This window comes from Allokutzneria sp. A3M-2-11 16 (assembly GCF_024213555.1).
Taxonomy (GTDB): Bacteria; Actinomycetota; Actinomycetes; order Mycobacteriales; family Pseudonocardiaceae; genus Allokutzneria.
Genome location: NZ_JANAVO010000002.1, coordinates 135,397 through 152,306, shown reverse-complemented (window position 1 = coordinate 152,306; position 16,910 = coordinate 135,397). Strand labels below are relative to the sequence as shown.

The 16,910-nt window shown below is 70.5% G+C and carries 14 protein-coding genes; 9 read left to right on the top strand and 5 right to left on the bottom strand.

Annotated features, from left to right (window positions below; all coding sequences use genetic code 11):
- Genes NLX83_RS18785 through NLX83_RS18775 form a run of 3 tightly spaced genes read left to right on the top strand, consistent with a single transcriptional unit; the run spans position 1 to position 3,981 of the window.
- Positions 1-1,950 (top strand): acetyl/propionyl/methylcrotonyl-CoA carboxylase subunit alpha, encoded by a 1,950-nt coding sequence (locus NLX83_RS18785; RefSeq protein ID WP_254236385.1) that lies wholly within the window; start codon positions 1-3, stop codon positions 1,948-1,950.
- Positions 1,950-3,104: an acyl-CoA dehydrogenase family protein gene (locus NLX83_RS18780; protein ID WP_254236384.1), complete on the top strand. Its 1,155-nt coding sequence runs from the start codon at positions 1,950-1,952 to the stop codon at positions 3,102-3,104. Before NLX83_RS18785 ends, NLX83_RS18780 begins: the two co-directional genes overlap by 1 nt.
- A gap of 19 nt (positions 3,105-3,123) precedes the next feature.
- Positions 3,124-3,981 carry a ChbG/HpnK family deacetylase gene (locus NLX83_RS18775; protein WP_254236383.1) on the top strand — a complete coding sequence of 286 codons (858 nt, stop codon included), beginning with the start codon at positions 3,124-3,126 and terminating at the stop codon, positions 3,979-3,981.
- Here NLX83_RS18775 and NLX83_RS18770 read toward each other — a convergent pair.
- On the bottom strand, positions 3,964-4,785 hold the full coding sequence (locus NLX83_RS18770) for a class I SAM-dependent methyltransferase (protein WP_254236382.1): 822 nt from the start codon (positions 4,783-4,785) through the stop codon (positions 3,964-3,966). The genes NLX83_RS18775 and NLX83_RS18770 overlap by 18 nt on opposite strands.
- A 209-nt stretch (positions 4,786-4,994) precedes the next feature.
- Here NLX83_RS18770 and NLX83_RS18765 point away from each other — a divergent pair, with 209 nt between their 5' ends.
- The 6 genes from NLX83_RS18765 (at position 4,995) to NLX83_RS18740 (ending at position 12,660) form a co-directional block, all read left to right on the top strand.
- A complete protein-coding gene (locus NLX83_RS18765; RefSeq protein WP_254236923.1) occupies positions 4,995-6,326 on the top strand; it encodes a threonine/serine ThrE exporter family protein in 1,332 nt (443 codons plus the stop codon).
- Between the two features lie 77 nt (positions 6,327-6,403).
- Positions 6,404-8,212 (top strand): aspartate--tRNA ligase, encoded by a 1,809-nt coding sequence (gene aspS / locus NLX83_RS18760; RefSeq protein WP_254236381.1) that lies wholly within the window; start codon positions 6,404-6,406, stop codon positions 8,210-8,212.
- Between the two features lie 4 nt (positions 8,213-8,216).
- Positions 8,217-9,170, top strand: coding sequence for a DUF389 domain-containing protein (locus tag NLX83_RS18755; protein ID WP_254236380.1), 954 nt, complete (start codon positions 8,217-8,219; stop codon positions 9,168-9,170).
- A 195-nt stretch (positions 9,171-9,365) separates the two neighbouring features.
- The gene (locus NLX83_RS18750) at positions 9,366-10,592 is read left to right on the top strand and encodes a phosphotransferase family protein (RefSeq protein ID WP_254236379.1); all 1,227 of its coding nucleotides are present in this window, start codon (positions 9,366-9,368) and stop codon (positions 10,590-10,592) included.
- Positions 10,592-11,296 carry a TetR/AcrR family transcriptional regulator gene (locus tag NLX83_RS18745; protein WP_254236378.1) on the top strand — a complete coding sequence of 235 codons (705 nt, stop codon included), beginning with the start codon at positions 10,592-10,594 and terminating at the stop codon, positions 11,294-11,296. The genes NLX83_RS18750 and NLX83_RS18745 overlap by 1 nt, the downstream gene beginning before the upstream one ends.
- Before the next feature lie 308 nt (positions 11,297-11,604).
- Positions 11,605-12,660 (top strand): helix-turn-helix transcriptional regulator, encoded by a 1,056-nt coding sequence (locus NLX83_RS18740; RefSeq protein ID WP_254236377.1) that lies wholly within the window; start codon positions 11,605-11,607, stop codon positions 12,658-12,660.
- Here NLX83_RS18740 and NLX83_RS18735 read toward each other — a convergent pair.
- Genes NLX83_RS18735 through NLX83_RS18720 form a run of 4 tightly spaced genes read right to left on the bottom strand, consistent with a single transcriptional unit; the run spans position 12,620 to position 16,853 of the window.
- Complete coding sequence (locus NLX83_RS18735; RefSeq protein ID WP_254236376.1) at positions 12,620-14,047, bottom strand: amidohydrolase family protein; 1,428 nt, start codon at positions 14,045-14,047, stop codon at positions 12,620-12,622. The two genes, NLX83_RS18740 and NLX83_RS18735, sit on opposite strands and share 41 nt — an antisense overlap.
- 3 nt (positions 14,048-14,050) lie before the next feature.
- Positions 14,051-14,272: a phosphopantetheine-binding protein gene (locus NLX83_RS18730; protein ID WP_254236375.1), complete on the bottom strand. Its 222-nt coding sequence runs from the start codon at positions 14,270-14,272 to the stop codon at positions 14,051-14,053.
- A complete protein-coding gene (locus tag NLX83_RS18725) occupies positions 14,269-15,801 on the bottom strand; it encodes a (2,3-dihydroxybenzoyl)adenylate synthase (protein ID WP_254236374.1) in 1,533 nt (510 codons plus the stop codon). The genes NLX83_RS18730 and NLX83_RS18725 overlap by 4 nt, the downstream gene beginning before the upstream one ends.
- Complete coding sequence (locus NLX83_RS18720; RefSeq protein WP_254236373.1) at positions 15,801-16,853, bottom strand: ketoacyl-ACP synthase III family protein; 1,053 nt, start codon at positions 16,851-16,853, stop codon at positions 15,801-15,803. Before NLX83_RS18720 ends, NLX83_RS18725 begins: the two co-directional genes overlap by 1 nt.
- Positions 16,854-16,910: the final 57 nt, after the last annotated feature.

Genomic DNA, 16,910 nt, shown 5'->3' with positions numbered 1-16,910 from the left:
GTGATTTCCTGCCTGCTGATCGCCAACCGGGGCGAGATCGCGCGCCGGGTGATCGCGACCTGCCGGGTGCTCGGCATCCGGACCGTCGCGGTGTTCTCCGATCCCGACGCCGACGCGCCGCACGTGCGGGAGGCGGACGTGGCCGTACGCCTGCCCGGAGCCGCCCCCACCGACACCTATCTCCGCGGAGAGCTGCTGATCCGCGCGGCGCGCGACGCGGGAGCCGACGCGGTGCACCCGGGGTACGGGTTCCTGTCGGAGAACGCGGAGTTCGCGCGCGCGGTCCTGGACGCGGGGTTGACCTGGGTCGGTCCCGCGCCGGAGGCGATCGAGGCCATGGGGTCCAAGGTCGCCGCCAAGCGGTTGATGGCCGAAGCCGGGGTACCCGTGCTGCCGGAGCTGGTCCCGGCGGAGGTCACCGAGGCCGACCTGCCCGTGCTGGTGAAGGCCTCCGCCGGGGGTGGCGGTCGCGGCATGCGGATCGTGCGGGCGCTCGCCGAGCTCGACGAGGCCGTGCGGTCCGCTCGTGCCGAGGCGGGCAGCGCGTTCGGGGACGACACCGTGTTCTGCGAGCCGTACCTGGAGCGCGGCAGGCACATCGAGGTCCAGGTGCTGGCCGATCGGCACGGGACGGTGTGGGCGCTCGGCGAGCGGGAGTGCTCGATCCAGCGCCGCTACCAGAAGGTCGTCGAGGAGTCGCCGTCCCCCGCCGTCAGCACTGATCTGCGCGCCGCGCTGTGCTCGGCGGCGGTGGCCGCGGCGAGGGCGATCAACTACGTGGGCGCCGGGACCGTGGAGTTCATGGTGTCCCCCAAGGGAGATTTCTTCTTCCTGGAGACCAACACGCGGCTTCAGGTCGAGCATCCGGTGACCGAGTGCGTCACCGGCGTTGACCTCGTCCGGGCGCAGCTGGAGATCGCCGAGGGCGGCAGGCTGGCCGCCGAACCGCCCGTCCCGCGCGGACACGCGATCGAGGTGCGGCTCTACGCGGAGGACCCCGCGGCGGGCTGGCGCCCGCAGAGCGGACCGCTGCACCGCTTTGAAATGTCCACTGTGGACACCGAGTTCGCGGTGGGCTCGTCCGAGCACGGGCTGCGGCTGGACTCCGGAGTGGAGAGCGGTTCGGTCATCGGGACGCACTACGACCCGATGCTGGCGAAGGTGATCGCGTGGGCGCCGACGCGGATCGCCGCGGCCAGGCGGCTTGCCTCGGCGTTGGCCGGGGCGAGGCTGCACGGTCCGGCGACCAATCGCGATCTTCTCGTCGATGTGTTGCGGCATAAGGCGTTTGTATCAGGCGAAACCGACACTTCTTTCCTCGAGACCCATCGGGTGGTGGAACGCCTGGGTGAAAATCGCACAGAGCGACTGTCCGCTTTGGCCGCCGCCGTGGCCGAGAGCAGCGCGGATCGCCGCACCCATCCGGCGATTCCCCCCGGATGGCGCAATCTCCCGTCGCAGTTGCAGCGCAAGAGATTCGCCGGATCGAGTGGCGAGCACGAGGTCGCCTACCGGCTGGAGCGGGGGCGGCTCCTCTGCGACGAGGACGTGGTCCTGTTTGACAGCCGGGAAAATCGGGCTACTTTCGATATCGCCGGGGTGCGACGGACTTTCCACGTCGCGGCGTACGGCGACCGTGTTTTCGTCGATTCCTCGCTGGGATCGGTTGCGCTGCAACGGATGCCGCGCTTCACCGACCCAGCCGAGTCGATCGCTGAGGGGTCGCTGCTCGCGCCGATGCCCGGAACAGTGGTGGAACTGGTGGCGAAGGCGGGCGGGCGCGTCGAGGCGGGCGCGGAGCTGGTCGTGCTGGAAGCCATGAAGATGCGGCACTCCGTTCGATCCCCCAACGCGGGGATCGTCGAGGCGATCGAGGTCAAGGTGGGCGATCAGGTGGACGCGGGCGCCGTGCTCGCCGTGGTGGGCGTCCTGGACGTTGAGGAGGGGTAGTGGATTTCCGGGAGACCGACGAACAACGGGCGTTACGCGCCGCGGTCGCCGCGCTGGCCGCGAAGTACGGCCACGGGTACTGGGTCGACAAGTCCAAGCGCGGTGAGCGGACCGACGAGCTGTGGCGCGAGGCCGGGCAGCTCGGCTACCTCGGCGTGGCTGTTCCCGAGCAGTACGGCGGCGGGGGCGGGGGCATCACCGAACTCGCCATCGTCTGCGAGGAGCTGGCGGCGGGCGGCTGTCCGCTGCTGCTGATCGTGGTCTCCCCGGCGATCGCCGCGACGGTGATCGCCAAGTCCGGGACGGAGGAACAGCGCAAGACCTGGCTGCCCGGGTTCGCCGACGGTTCCACGAAGATGTCCTTCGCGATCACCGAACCGGACGCGGGTTCCAACGCGCACCACATCAGCACGACCGCGCGGCCGGACGGCGACGGCTGGCGGCTCAGTGGGCGGAAGTACTACATCTCCGGCGTGGACGAGACCGACGCGACGCTGGTGGTGGCGCGCCTGGAGGACGCGCGGACGGGCAAGCTCCGGCCGGCGATGTTCATCGTGCCGACCGACGCCCCCGGCTACGAGCGGCACGAGATCCCGATGGAGATCACCGCGCCGGAACGGCAGTACACGGTGTTCTTCGACGACGTGCGGCTCCCGGCCGAGGCGCTGGTCGGCGGCGAGGACGCGGGGCTGACCGCGTTGTTCGCCGGGCTCAACCCGGAGCGGATCACCGTGGCCGCCTACGCGACGGGCATGGGCAGGCACGCCCTGGGCAAGGCCAACGAGTACGCGCGCACCCGGAACGTGTGGGGTGATCCGATCGGCACGCACCAGGCGATCGCGCACCCGTTGGCCAAGGCCCACGTGGAACTGGAGCTGGCGCGGCTGGCGGTGCAGCGCGCGGCGTGGGCCTACGACTGCGACGACTCGGGCGCGGCGGAGGCGGCCAACATCGCGAAGTACGCGGCGGGCGAAGCGGTGATCAACGCCGTGGACACCGCGGTGCAGACCCTCGGTGGCAACGGAATGGCGACGGAGTACGGCGTCGGCACGCTCTGGGCGGCGGCGCGCGTCGCCAGGATCGCTCCGATCAGCCGGGAGATGATCCTCAACTTCGTCGCGCAGCATTCCTTGGGTCTGCCGAAGACCTACTGATGGAGAGGAGGGGCGGGACGTGGTGCGGTCGAGTGAACTGCTGGGCTATCCCGCGGATGCCCGGCTGCTCATCGTCAACTGCGACGACTTCGGGTTGCACGAGGAGGTCAACACCGCGGTGATCGAGTCGATCGAACGCGGGATCGCCAGTTCGTGCAGCCTGATGACGCCCTGCCCCGGGGCGCCCGGGGCGATGGCCCTGCTGCGCGAGCGGCCGGAGATCCCTTTCGGGGTCCACCTCTCGCTCGTGCGCGATTCGGTGCACGAGCAGTGGGGGCCGCTCGCCCCGCGGCGGGCCGTGCCCTCCCTGCTCGACGAGACGGGCGAGTTGTTCACCTCGGAGCCCGCCGGGCGGGCCGCGCTGCTGGCCCGCGCTCGTATCGACGAGGTCGAGGTGGAGTTCAGGCACCAGATCAACGCCGTGGCCGCGGCGGGCCTCGCACCGACGCACCTGGATTTCCACTGCCTGGCCGACGGTGGCCGAGAAGACGTCTTCGACCTCACCGCGGCGCTGGCCGTCGAGCACGGCCTCGCCTTGCGGGTCTGGCTCGAACCGGGACGACGGAAGGCGCGACACCGGGGCCTGCCGGTCACGGACAACGACTTCCTGGACAGCTTTTCCCTTGAGCTTCAAGGAAAGGAGGCCCGGTACGCCCGGTTGTTGCGCGAACTGCCCGCGGGGCTCACCGAGTGGGCGGTGCACCCCAGCACCGGTGCCGAGAGGTCGCGGGCGGTCGACCCCGGCTGGCGGGTGCGTCGCACCGACTACGAGTTCCTGACCTCACGGGAGGCCGGTGACGTCCTTCGGCACGAGGGCGTCGTCGTGATCGATTACCGCGCTCTCCAAGAGGTGTGGTCTTCAGGAAGGCAGGAGTGAGGTGGTCGCGATGTGAAGCCTGAACCCGCAGGGGATCGTGCCGTCCGGGCGGGCGAGGGCGGCGGCCTCGGTGGTGAACTCCGAGCGGAGGGTCTCGACGGTGGCCGAGGGCAGCGGCAGCACGTCGTAGAGGCAGGAGACGACCGGCCACAGCTCGTGCACGGGAGCGCTCAGGTCGAGCACCACCGTTTCCCAGGCGACCGGTGCGAACCCGGCCGGGCCCAGGATCTCGTCCAGCCCGGCGCGGTCCCGGGTGCGGCGATCCCCCAGCGGCGGGATGCGCTGCTCCGGCGGAGCCGAGGCGATCACCGGCCGGAGCAGGGCGAGGAACACCTCGAACGCCTCACCACCCGCGGACCCACCGCCCAGCGCGCAGGCGAGGGTCCCGCCGGGGACGAGCACCCTGGCGATCTCCTCCGCCACCGCGTCGACCTCGTCCATCAACATCAACGCCATGTGGGAGGTACATGCGTCGACACCGTTGTCAGGGAAGGGAAGCTCCTGAGCACGCCCCTCCACCAGGCTCGCCCCCGCCAGCGCCGGACGACGGCGCGCCACGGCCAGCGAGTCGGGGGAGAGGTCGATCCCGGTGAGCTGCCTGCCCGGCGAGGCGAGGAGGTCCAACAGGGCACCGTCCCCGCAGCCCAGGTCCAGCACCCGTTCGCCGCCCGCCACCCGCGCGGCGAGAACCTCGTAGCTGGAAAGGCCATCCGGGGTTCGGCCACCGCCGAACGCCTCGGACGTGGCCATCGGGTGCTCGGCGTGAAAGGCCTTCAGGAAGCTCTCCTGCGCTGAGGCGGTCATGCCCCCAGCTGTACCCGGCGGCCCCGGGCTCCGGGCGGTGTGACGAGCGCAATGATCCACTCGTGCAACGCGCCGGGTTGGTCCGTCGATGCCCCAGGTGACGTGACTACGCGGTGGGGGTAGCGGTGGGGCTGGCGTTTCGGGCGTTCCGGATGCGGCGCGGGGAGGGAGGCGAGGCCAACCAGCGGGCGGCCGGGCGAGCGGCGATCATGCCCACCATGCTGTACGGCCCCGAAGTCCCCGACGACGCCTCGGTGCACCAGGTGCTCGACCTCGCCCTGCGCATCGGTGAGCTCCAGATGGCCAGCGGTGCGGGCGCCGCCGACGTCACCTCGACCATGCTCGCGGTCACCAACGCGCTCGGCATGCCCAGCTGCGAGGTCGACGTGATCTTCACGTCGATCACCATCTGCTGCCACCGCGGCTACACCGCGGCGCCGGTCACCGCGACCCGCGTGGTCCGCTCGCGCAGCATGGACTACACGCGGCTGGCCGAGGTGGAACGACTCGTGCGCCGGATCGGACGCGGCGGGCTCACCACGGAGCAGGCCAGGCTGGTGCTCGACGAGATCAGCTCGGCGCCGCACCCGTACCCGCGGTGGGTGGCCACGCTCGCCTGGTCCGGGATGGCCGCCGCGGTGGCGGTGCTGCTCGGCGGCGGGATGCTGCTCGCGGTGATCGCGGCCCTGGCCACCGCGCTGATCGACCGGATCGGCCGCATGGTCAACCGCATCGCGTTGCCGTTCTTCTTCCAGCAGGTGATCGGCGGCGCGCTGGCCACGGGGATCGCGCTCGGGGTGAACGCCCTGCAGGGCAGTGGGGGCTCGCTGCGGCCCTCGCTGGTGATCGCCGCGGGCATCGTGGTGCTGCTGTCCGGGCTCTCCCTCGTCGGCGCCGTGCAGGACGCGATCACCGGCTTCAACGTGACCGCGGCCGGGCGGGCCATGGAGATCACGCTGATGACGATCGGGCTGGTCATCGGCGTGGTGCTGGTGCTCAAGCTCGGCGTGGCCGTCGGCTCCCCGCTGACCGTGGGCGAGCCGATCCCGCCGTTGCTGGCGCACCTGCCCGCGATGATCACGGCGGGCGCGGCGACCTCGGCCTGCTTCGCCCTGGCCAGCTACGCCACGCTGCGCACCCTCCTGCTGGCCGGGCTGGCCGGGGCGGCGGGCATGGCCAGCTACGGCGCGCTGGTGCTGCTCGGCGTCGACATGATCATCGCCTCGGCCGGGGCGGCGGCGCTGATCGGTTTCGTCGGCGGCGTGGTCTCGCGGCGGCTGAAGGTCTCCCCGCTGGCCATCGCGGTCTCCGGGATCACCCCGCTGCTGCCCGGCCTCACCGCCTACCAGGCGCTGTTCAAGCTGACGGTGGAACAGGACGTGGCGGGCGGGATGCGGGCGCTGTTCCTCGCGCTGGGCATCGGCCTGGCCCTGGCGGCGGGCGTGGTGCTCGGCGAGTACCTGGCCCAGCCGGTGCGCACCGGGCTGAGCCGCCTGGAGCGCAGGCTCGCGGGCCCGAGGTTCAGCGGCCCGCTGCGGTAGTGACCCGGACGAGGTGCGCCGACACGTCAAGCTAGCCTTGACGGGCTCTACACCCCTGACCAAGGAGAAGCACCCCCGTGATGCGCACGCACGAGGCCGGAAGTCTCCGCGCCGAGCATGCAGGCCAGACCGTCACCCTCACCGGCTGGGTGGCGCGGCGTCGCGATCACGGCGGAGTGATCTTCATCGATCTCCGGGACGCCTCCGGGGTGGTCCAGGTGGTCTTCCGCGAGGGCGAGATGGCCACCCGCGCGCACCGGCTGCGCGCCGAGTTCTGCCTGCGGGTCGTCGGCACCGTCGAGGTCCGTCCCGAGGGCAACGAGAACCCGGACATCCCGACCGGCGCCGTCGAGATCACCACCTCCGACCTGGAGGTGCTCAACGAGTCCGCGCCGCTGCCCTTCCCGCTGGACGAGCACGTGGAGGCGGGCGAGGAGATCCGGCTGCGGCACCGCTACCTGGACCTGCGCCGCTCCGGCCCGGCCCGCGCGCTGCGGATGCGCAGCGAGGTCAACCGCATCGCCCGGAACGTGTTGCACGCCAACGACTTCGTCGAGATCGAGACGCCGACGCTGACCCGCTCCACCCCCGAGGGCGCCCGCGACTTCCTGGTGCCCGCGCGGTTGCAGCCGGGTTCCTGGTACGCGCTGCCGCAGTCGCCGCAGCTGTTCAAGCAGCTGCTGATGGTCGGCGGCATGGAGCGGTACTACCAGATCGCCCGCTGCTACCGGGACGAGGACTTCCGCGCCGACCGGCAGCCGGAGTTCACCCAGCTCGACATCGAGATGAGCTTCGTCGACCAGGACGACGTGATCGCGCTGGGCGAGCAGGTGATCTCCGCGCTGTGGAAGGAGCTGGCCGACCACGAGATCGCGCTGCCGATCCCGCGGATCAGCTACGCCGACGCCATGTCCCGCTACGGCAGCGACAAGCCGGACCTGCGCTTCGAGGTCGAGCTGACCGAGCTGACCGAGTACTTCGCCGACACCCCGTTCCGCGTCTTCCAGGCGCCCTACGTCGGCTGCGTGGTCATGCCGGGCGGGGCGAGCCAGCCGCGCAAGAAGCTGGACGCCTGGCAGGAGTGGGCCAAGCAGCGCGGCGCCAAGGGCCTGGCCTACGTGCTGGTCACCGAGGACGGCACGCTGGGCGGCCCGATCGCCAAGAACCTCAGCGAGTCCGAGCGCGAGGGCCTGGCCAAGGCCGCGGGCGCCAACGCGGGCGACTGCGTCTTCTTCGCGGCCGGCCAGCCCAACGACGCCCGCGCGCTGCTCGGCGCGGCGCGGGTGGAGATCGCCCACCGCTGCGGGCTGATCGACGAGGACGCGTGGGCCTTCGCCTGGGTGGTGGACTTCCCGCTGTTCGAGTCCACCGACCAGATCGGTGACGACGTCGCGGTGGGGTCGGGCAAGTGGACCGCGCTGCACCACGCGTTCACCTCGCCGACCCCGGACAGCGTCGACACGTTCGAGCAGGACCCGGGCGCGGCCAAGGCCTACGCCTACGACATGGTCTGCAACGGCAACGAGATCGGTGGCGGGTCCATCCGTATCCACCGCGCCGACGTGCAGAAGCGCGTGTTCGAGGTGATGGGCCTGACCGAGGAGGAGTCGCAGGAGAAGTTCGGCTTCCTGCTCGACGCCTTCAAGTACGGCGCGCCCCCGCACGGCGGCATCGCCTACGGCTGGGACCGCATCTGCATGCTGCTGGCCAAGGCCGACTCGCTGCGCGATGTCATCGCCTTCCCCAAGTCCGGTGGCGGTTTCGACCCGCTGACCTCCGCGCCCGCGCCGATCACGGCGCAGCAGCGCAAGGAGGCCGGGGTCGACTTCAAGCCCAAGCCGACCGAGCCGAAGGAACGGCCCGCCAGGGACAACGCAGCGAGCTGATCCCGTGCTGCACCTGCGAATCGTCTGCCCGCCGGAGCGCACCGAGGCGGTACTCGGTGTGCTCCGCGCGACGGCAGGCGCCACGCACCTGGTCCTGTTGCCCGGCGCGGGTCTCGACCCGGCGGGCGATGTCGTCGAGGCCGATGTCGCGCGGGAGGCCGCCGACGACGTGCTGGCGCAGCTGTGCGCGATGCAGCTCGACCACGACGGTGCGATCACGTTGGAGACCATCGACACCTCGCTCTCCGACGCGGCCGACCGGGCCGAGGCCGACGCGCCCGGTGACGGCGCGGACGCGGTGGTGTGGGAGGAGCTGATCGCGCGCACGGGCGAGGAGTCCCGGCTCACCACCACGTTCCAGTCGTTCATGGCGCTGGCCTGTCTGCTCGCCGCGGTCGGCGTGGTCACCGACTCCCCGGTGACGATCGTCGGCGCGATGGTGGTGGGCCCGGAGTTCGGGCCGCTCGCCGCGATCGCGGTCGGCCTGGTGCTGCGCCGCTGGGACCTCGTCCGCCGGGCCGCGTTCGCCATCGCCGTGGGCTTCCCGCTCGCCATGCTGGTCACCGCGGGCGCCGCGGCGTTGGGCGAAACGGGTGGATTGTTCGACCGTGAAGTGTTCAATGGCACCCAGCACCAGGTGGATTTCGTCTACCAGGTGGGACCGTTCTCGTTGATCGTCGCGCTGCTGGCCGGTGCGGCCGGGATGCTCGCCCTGACGTCGGCCAAGTCCGCGGCGCTGGTCGGCGTGTTCATCTCGGTCACCACCGTGCCCGCCGCGGGCTACGCGGCGGTCGCCGCCGTGCTGGGCGATTGGGGAAAGGCGCTGGAGTCCAGTGCGCAGCTCGCGGTCAACCTGGCGGGCATCGTGGTCGCGGCGGCGCTGGTGTTGTGGTTGAGGTACCGGCGGAACCGGTTCAGTTCGCCCGGTGCCAACGGCCGCCCGCTGGCAGCCGGGTGAACACCGGAAATGTCATCCCCTCGTCACCCGTTCCGCGAGTGACGAGACCGTGCGGAAACGTCATCCTTGAGATGTTTGGGTAGCGATCCCAGGAGGTATCACCGTGGCCGTGTCCCTCGGCGGTGGTGCGCGTTTGCCGGAGTGTAACCAGATCATGTCGGAACGTAGCGAGTGGCGGGGGTAGGTTCGGTGACGATGAGCGTGGACATCACCACCGGCCTGGCGGCGCCGCACACCGCGGAACCGCACAACGCCGTGCGCTCCGACACCGAGGCCGCGACAACGGTCGCGGCGGCGGAGTCCGTGCTGAGCCGTCGTTTCGGCGCGCCCGTGCGGCTGGACGCGGACGAGGACCTCGGCGGCAGCGACCGTTCCGTGGTGCTGCGGGTGCGGGTCGCCGAGACGCCGTTCTCGTTGCCTCGGACCATGGTCGTGAAGCACTACCACGACCACACCGACAACGGCAGGCCCGATCCGTTCGCCCACGAGGCCGCGAGCAGCCAGCTCTTCACCGCGCTCACCGCGCCGGAGCGGGTCAGCCCGGAGCTGATGGCGCACGGGGTCGCCGAACGCGTGCTGGTGATGGAGGACCTCGGCCGCGCGCCGACCCTGGCGGACAAGCTGCTCGGCGAGGACCCCCGGGCCGCGGAGAGCTCGCTGCTGGCGTGGGCCCGCGCGCTGGGCAGGCTGCACGCCACGACCGCGGGCCGCGAGGCGGACTTCGACGCGCTGATGCGCCGCCTCGGCGAACGTTCGTGGCGGGACCCGATCGCCAACGAGGCGCGCGTCGCGCTCGCCGAGCTGCCCGAGCTGCTGGCCGAAGCCCTTGGCGTGCAACGGAACTCGGACGCGGAGGCGCACGCCGCGAGCACCGCGCACCTGCTGGAGGGCACCCGCTACCGCGCGTTCAGCCCCTCTGATGTCTGCCCCGACAACAACCTGGTGACCAGCCGGGGGGTGCGGTTCCTGGACTTCGAGTGGGGCTGCATGCGCGATATCGCGCTGGACGCGGCCTACCTGCGGGTGCCGTTCCCGTCCTGCTGGTGCTCCTTCTCGCTGCCGCCGGGGATGACCGAGGCGATGCTCGCCGCGTGGCGGGCCGAGGTCAGCGTGGTGTGGCCGGACCTGGACGACGACGCCGTGCTGCTGCCGAGGTTGCTCGACGCGCAGGTGCTGTGGGTGTGGCTGTCCACGTGGTGGCTGCTGCCGCGGACCACCGAACAGGACGGCCCGATCGACGCGAACATGGTGTCGCCGCGCCGCAGCGCCGCGCTCGCCGACCGGTGGCGGCGGCTGCACGCCGACGCGGTGGCCTGCGGGCGGATCGCGGTCGCCGAGCACGCCCGCGCGGTTTCCGAGGCAATCGTTTCCCGGTTCGGGGCGGAGGCCGAGCGGCTGCCGCTGTACCCCGCGTTCCGCTAGTGACCCGCCCCCGTTCCCGAGCGTCGGCCGGGCTGCCGCCGATCACGCCGGATCAGGTGGTGGACGCGGCGGTGCGGCTGACCGTCCGGGACGGGCTGGAGGGGTGGTCGATCCGCCAGCTCGCCGCGGAGCTGGGGGTCGGCGCCGCCGTGGTCTACCACCACGTCGGCGACCGGCAGAAGGTGACGATGGCGGTCACCGAGCGGGTGATCGCCCAGGTCCCGGTGCCCGGCGCGGACCTGGCGTGGCGGGAGTGGTTCGGCGCGCTGCTGGCCGACGTGCGCAAGGTGGCGATGCACTACCACGGCATCGCCCGGCAGATGGTGCTGCTCGGCCCCGTGGTCCCGTCCGCGCGCGAGATCATCGACGAGGGGGTCGGCGTGCTGAAGGCGGCGGGCTTCGGCGACGAGTCCGCCACCGTCTACAGCTACCTGGTCAACACGGCGTTCAACCTGATCGCGGTGGAGGACGACCGCAACTCGCGGCCGGAGGCCCGGCTGGAGCACGCCCGGATGCTCGCGGACCTGGCCGACGAGCCGGGCAATCCCGGGCTGGCCGCGATGGGCGAGTGGCTGCGTGAGCGGTCGGCGGACATGGGCAAGCTGCGCGCCTACGACGCCGAGTTCTACCGGTACTGCGTGGAGCGGGCGCTGGACGGGGCGCAGGCGCGGCTGACCGCGATCCGGCGCCGCCGACGCGGGTAGACTGTGCCCATGCGCCACACCCTCTCGCACCCTCCCACCTCCTCCTTCTGAGGCCGGTGTGGTCTGGACCAATCCCGTTTCGTACTCATAGCGGGATTTGGGAGCGCTCTCTTTCCCGGCAAGAGTACGAAACGGGGAAGGCGGGCGTGGTGGGGGCTAGTGCGGTGTTCAAGAGGTTTTTGGTGGTCGAACGTGAGGATCTTGCGCACAGAGTGCTATCTCACGTGCGCGGATGCGCCTTGTTTGTGCGTGCATTCACTAGTTAGGCTCCCCTAAGGGATGACGTCGGGATACGGGGAGTGACGGGCATGCAGTGGCCGCTGGTCGCGCGGGACGCCGAGCTGGCGCGGATCACCGCCGCGTTCGGCGCCGGCCTCGGCGTGGTGCTGACCGGGGAGGCGGGCACCGGCCGCAGCCGGTTGCTGGCCGAGGCGGCCGGGCTCGCGGGCGGTCACGTGGTCCGCTCCCTGGACGGCTGGCCCGCCACGGGCCGGGTCGTGCTCGCCCTCGACGACGCGCAGCTGCTGGAGCCGGAGGTGGCCGACCGGGTGCGCCGTCTCGCCGCGCTGGACCGGGTCACCGTGGTCGCGGCCGTGCGCACCGGGGAGTGGGTGCCGGACGGGATCAGCAGGCTGTGGCTGGACGGGTTGGCCGAGCGCGTCGAGGTGCGGCCGTTCGGCCACGAAGCGATCCGCGCGGTCCTGCTGGCCCGGCTCGGCGCGGTGGTCGACGACGCGACCACCCAGGGCATGGGCCTGCTCACGGCGGGGAACGCGTTGCTGCTGCGGGAACTCACCGAGCACGCGGTGGACGAGGGCAGCCTGCGCCGCGTGGCCGGCGTGTGGCGCTGGTCCGGGCTCGCCTGCGCGGACGGCAGGCTGGCCGACGTGGTGCGGATGCGGCTGGGCAGGCTCACCCGCGACGAGGCCGAGCTGATCGACATGATCGCGCTCGCCGGAACGCTGTGCGTGGACCGGTTCCCGGCGCTCGCGCAGGCCGCGGAGTCGCTGAACCGTCGCGGAGTCCTTGTGGCGGAAGGGAGTTGTGTCCGCATGACCTATCCGCTCTGCGGTGAGGTCGTCGCGGCGGTCATGCCGGAGCTGACCGCGCGCAGGCTTCGGGCGCTCCTCGTGCCGACCAGGCGGAAGCCGGTTCGCCGCGTCCTGCCCTGTGTCGGGGCGAGCCCCGATCTGACCTCGCGCGAACGGGAAGTCGCCCAGTACGCGGCGGACGGGCTGACCAACCGCGACATCGCCGACCTGCTCGTGGTTTCGGTGCGCACGGTCGAGAACCACCTGCAACGCGTGTACGGCAAGCTCGGTATCACGACGCGTGCCGATCTCGCCGCGGTGCTCTCCGCCTAGCGCTTCGCACCGGTGCGGCGGCTTCGATGCCGAGGCAACGGGAACTGAAGGACGCCAAGGCGCTGAGGTAGTCCTCGCGCAGTGCGTCCTCGTCGGTCCGCGTTCCGCGTCCGCCGGAGATCAGCACCTCGCCGCCGACGATGACCGTGTCCACGTCGTTGGAGCAACCGAGCGACAGGAAGGTCTCCAACGGCTTGGGCTGCAACAGGTATCGCCAGTCCTCGGTCGGCACGAGCACGAGATCGGCCTGGTTTCCCACTGCCAGGCTGCCGATGTCCGGCCAGCGCAGGCCGCGTGCGGGAACCCGGGTGGCCATCGCGAGCGCGTCGGTCGGCAGGAGCGTGGCCGGATCGCCGGTGCGCTCGACGAAGCCGTGCCATGCGGCGCGCATGGCTTCGGTCATACCCGGCAGGGGCAGCGGAAGCCCGTCCGTGGAGAGGGAAATCTCAAGATCGGCGACCGTACCTTCGGTGAGCGCGGTCTCCCCGGACATGCCGTACTTCGCGGGTGAGATGTTCACCTGGGCACCTGCGGCGCGGAGCAGTTGCCGTTCCTCCTCATCGGCGAATCCACAGTGGACGGCCATCAGCCGGTCGGTGACCAACCCGAGTTCGTCGAGGCGCCGCACGCCAGTGGTGCCGTAATACCGAAGCATCACTTCGGCTTCGTTGCGCAGAGCCCCGACATGGGTGGCGAAGGGAAGGTCGTGGCGGGCAGTGAGCTCGGCCAACCCCCTGCCCAGTTCGTCGGTCATGTTGGTGACGTAGATGGCGGAGGGACGGCACCGAACCAGATCGGAGCGCGACGGCAAGAGGGCTTCGACGCGCGCGAGAACCGCGTCGGCGTCCCGGGTCCTGGTCGGCTTGTGCTCGTCGGGCAAGCACACGGCGTCGGCAGCCCATGTGCTTACCGCGCAACGCATTCCGAGCTGGTGTGCCGCTTTCGCGAGAGCTTCGGGACGGTTGATCGACCCGGCGTCGCCGAGGGTGGTCACACCGCTGCGGAGCTGCGTCCACATGGAGTAGCGCGCGACCGCCTCCGCCTCGTCCGGGGTCAGCAGGTCGCCGAAGTCCGCCGAGGAGTCGAAAGACGCCGACACCTGGTGCAGATCGCCGCCACAGCTGAGGAAACCGGAGTTCGGTCGAGCCAGGCGCAGCGCGAAGGTCTCGTGCCAGTGCCCGTTGACGAAGCCGGGCAGCACCATCATCCGCCGCGCGTCCAGCACGGTGAGCTGGTCCGGAGGAATCTGCGCGACGGTGGGCCCGATCTCCGCCGCCGTTCCCACCGCGGCGATCCTGCCGTCGATGATGAGGACGGAACCTGTTGGTATGACTCGGTTATCGGTGTCGGCGGTGTAGACGCACGCGTCCTGGACGAGGGTAGCCACGGATCAGCTCGCGTTGAGGTGGGCCAGCCACTGGTCCAGCGTCGGCTCGGTGACCAGGGCCTCGAACGACACGGGCAGCTTCTGCCTGCGCCAGCGGCTCACCAGGCGCATGATCTCCAGTGAGCTGATGCCGAGCAGCACCAGGTTCGCATCGCCCGGGATCTCCTCGGCCGGTCGGTTCAGGACGGTCGCGAGGGTGTCGCGCAGTTCGGACTCGGTGATCACCTCAGGGCCTTCCGGTCGACTTTCCCCAGCGGGGTCAAGGGGAAAGCGTCGATGAGCTTGATCAGGTCGGGCAGCTTGTACTCGGCGACGTCGCGGCCGTGCATGAACTCGCGCAGCTCGGCCAGGCTCGGCGCGGTCTCCCGGGGGATGACGTAAGCGCAGATCCGTTCGCCCAGGAACTCGTCGGGCACGCCGACCACCGCGACGCCCGCGACGGCGGGGTGCTCGGCGAGGTGGGACTCGACCTCGCCGGAGGAGATCTTGTCGCCGCCTCGGATGATCATGTCCTTGATGCGGCCCTCGATCACCAGCTCACCGTTCCCGGTCAGCCGCGCCAGATCGCCGGTGCGGTAGAAACCGTCCGCGGTGAACGCCTTCTTGTTGTGCTCGGGAACGCGGTAGTAACCGCGCAGCGTGTACGGGCCACGGGTGACCAGCTCGCCGATTTCGCCGGTGGGGACGTCGTTTCCGGTTTCGTCGGTGATGCGCAGTTCATCGGCTGGGGAGATCGGGGTGCCCTGTGTGCGCAGCGCGTCCTCCTCGCCCCGCGTGAAGGTGAGCAAGCCTTCCGCCATGCCGAACACCTGTTGCAGGCGGCAGCCGAGCGCCGGGCCGATGCTCCTGACGAACTCCGGTCGCATTCGAGCGCCGCCGACTTGCAGCAACCGCAAGGTGGAGAGGTCGGCCTCGGTCCATTCCGCGACCTCCACCCAGATCTGGGTGAGCGAGGGCACGAGTGCGGTGACGGTGACGCCTTCGCGCTCGATCAGCGGAAAGCAGTCGTCGGGCGAAGGGCTGTCGGCGATGACGACTTTGCCGCCGTTCCACAGGGTTCCGAGCACACCGGGGCTGCCCCAGGCGAAGTTGAACTCGATCGGCAGCGTGGCGAGGTAGACGTCGTCGGCGGAGAGTTCGCACACGGACGCGGCGGTGCGCGTTTGGTAGACGTAGTCGTCGTGCGTGCGGGGAATCAGCTTGGGAAGCGCCGTCGTGCCTCCGGAGAGCAGGAAGAACGCGACATCGGACGGATCAGGCTCGGGGAAGTCCCTGGGAATTCCCGCGATGTCGGCGCCGAGGTCGAAGCGCAGCCGGAAATCGATCTGTTTGGCCATCTCGCGGTAGTCGAAGCCGCGATGCGTGCCGGGGCCGATGTAGGCGGTCGCCCCGCTCAGCTCCTGGAGGTGCCGGATCTCGGTGTGCCTGTGCGCGGCGAGGGCGAAGACGGGCTTGGCGCCGAGCCGGAAGAGGGCGAAGCAGATCGCCACGAACTCCGGCACATTGGGCAGCTGCACGATCACGCGTTCGTCGGGCCGGATGCCGTGATCGGCGAATCCCGCCGCGAGGCGGTCGGCCCATTCGTCCAGCGCCGCATAGGAAATCCGGCGGTCACCGTGCACCAACGCGGTGCGCGGGCCGAAGTCCTTCGCCGCCGTGCGCAGCACCGCGCCGAGGGTTTCGCCGCGCCAATACCCTTGTTCCCGGTAGCGCTCCGCGAACTCGGCGGGCCAGGGCGTGCATCCGTCGAGCATCACGAACCTGTGCCAATGCTCGATCCCGCAAGCGGATCTTCGGTCACAATCTCGACGACGGCGCATCCGGCTTCCATCCCGGTGGTCGCGCCGACCAGCAGCACGAACTCGCCGGGCTGGACTTTTCCGTTGCGCCACAGGTCTTCCAGGCCGAGGAACAGGTCAGCCGCCCCCGTGTGGCCGACCGTCCTGGTGTAATCCCAGATACCACGCTCGTCGTCGATGCCCAGCGAGTCGAGGAAAATCGCGTCCAGCGCGCCACGTGAATATCCGGGATGGCAGACGCGGCTCATCTGGTCCATTGTGAGTCCGGCTTCTTCGAGCGTACGTTCGGCGATCTCCGCGACCTGTTCGCCGAAGTGCAGGATCGGTGGTGCTTCCCCCGCCGCCCATTGTTCGCGCACGCGCTCGCTGCGTTCGGTGAAGTTGAGGCCGCGGCCGATCGTGGCACCAGGCGGGAAGAGGTCTTCGCCCGCGCGGTGCAGGATTTCCATGCGGGGATTGGACAACGAGCCGATCGCGTGCACTTTCGCGAATCCGCTTCGCCGGGACACCACGACGGCGGCGGCACCATCGGCGAGGAGGAAGAGCTTCGAAGCGCGCCAGCGATCGGCGAGCGGAGTGGAGAAGTTGTCCGCGGTGGTGATGAGCGCGGCGTCGTGCGTGGGATCGGCGATCAACCTGTGCGCGGCGGCTTCGATCCCGGCGAGCATGCCGAGGCAGCCCTGCCGTAGTTCCATCGCGGGAATGGGCCGGTTCACGGTGTTGAGCAGAATGTAGTGCGCGGCAGACCACCCCTCGGGCCCCTGCGGATGCGTCGAGCTGTGCAGCAGGACTCCGACATCGTCCGGATCGCAGTACTTCAGCGCTTTTTTGGCAGCGGCGATCGCCATGTCCGGTGCGGGCTCGTCCGGGCTGACCGTGACCGCGTGCATCTCTCCGAATTCACGTTCGGTGTCGTCGTACCAGCCCTGGGCCACCGCGTGTTCCGTTGTCACGCGCGGCGGCAGGTGGCTGCCGATACCGGCTAGGAACAGGCTCTCGGTGCGCACCGTGGAAGCTCAACACGTGGTGCGCGGTATGGCGTGAGTAGCTGGGTACTCAAGTTT

Bases quoted from the DNA above. Each gene is read 5' to 3' on its own strand.
- NLX83_RS18750 (WP_254236379.1), top strand. From the start codon at position 9,366: ATGAGCGTGGACATCACCACCGGCCTGGCGGCGCCGCACACCGCGGAA.
- NLX83_RS18740 (WP_254236377.1), top strand. From the start codon at position 11,605: ATGCAGTGGCCGCTGGTCGCGCGGGACGCCGAGCTGGCGCGGATCACC.
- NLX83_RS18765 (WP_254236923.1), top strand. From the start codon at position 4,995: ATGCCCACCATGCTGTACGGCCCCGAAGTCCCCGACGACGCCTCGGTG.
- NLX83_RS18770 (WP_254236382.1), bottom strand. From the start codon at position 4,785: ATGACCGCCTCAGCGCAGGAGAGCTTCCTGAAGGCCTTTCACGCCGAG.
- NLX83_RS18725 (WP_254236374.1), bottom strand. From the start codon at position 15,801: ATGCTCGACGGATGCACGCCCTGGCCCGCCGAGTTCGCGGAGCGCTAC.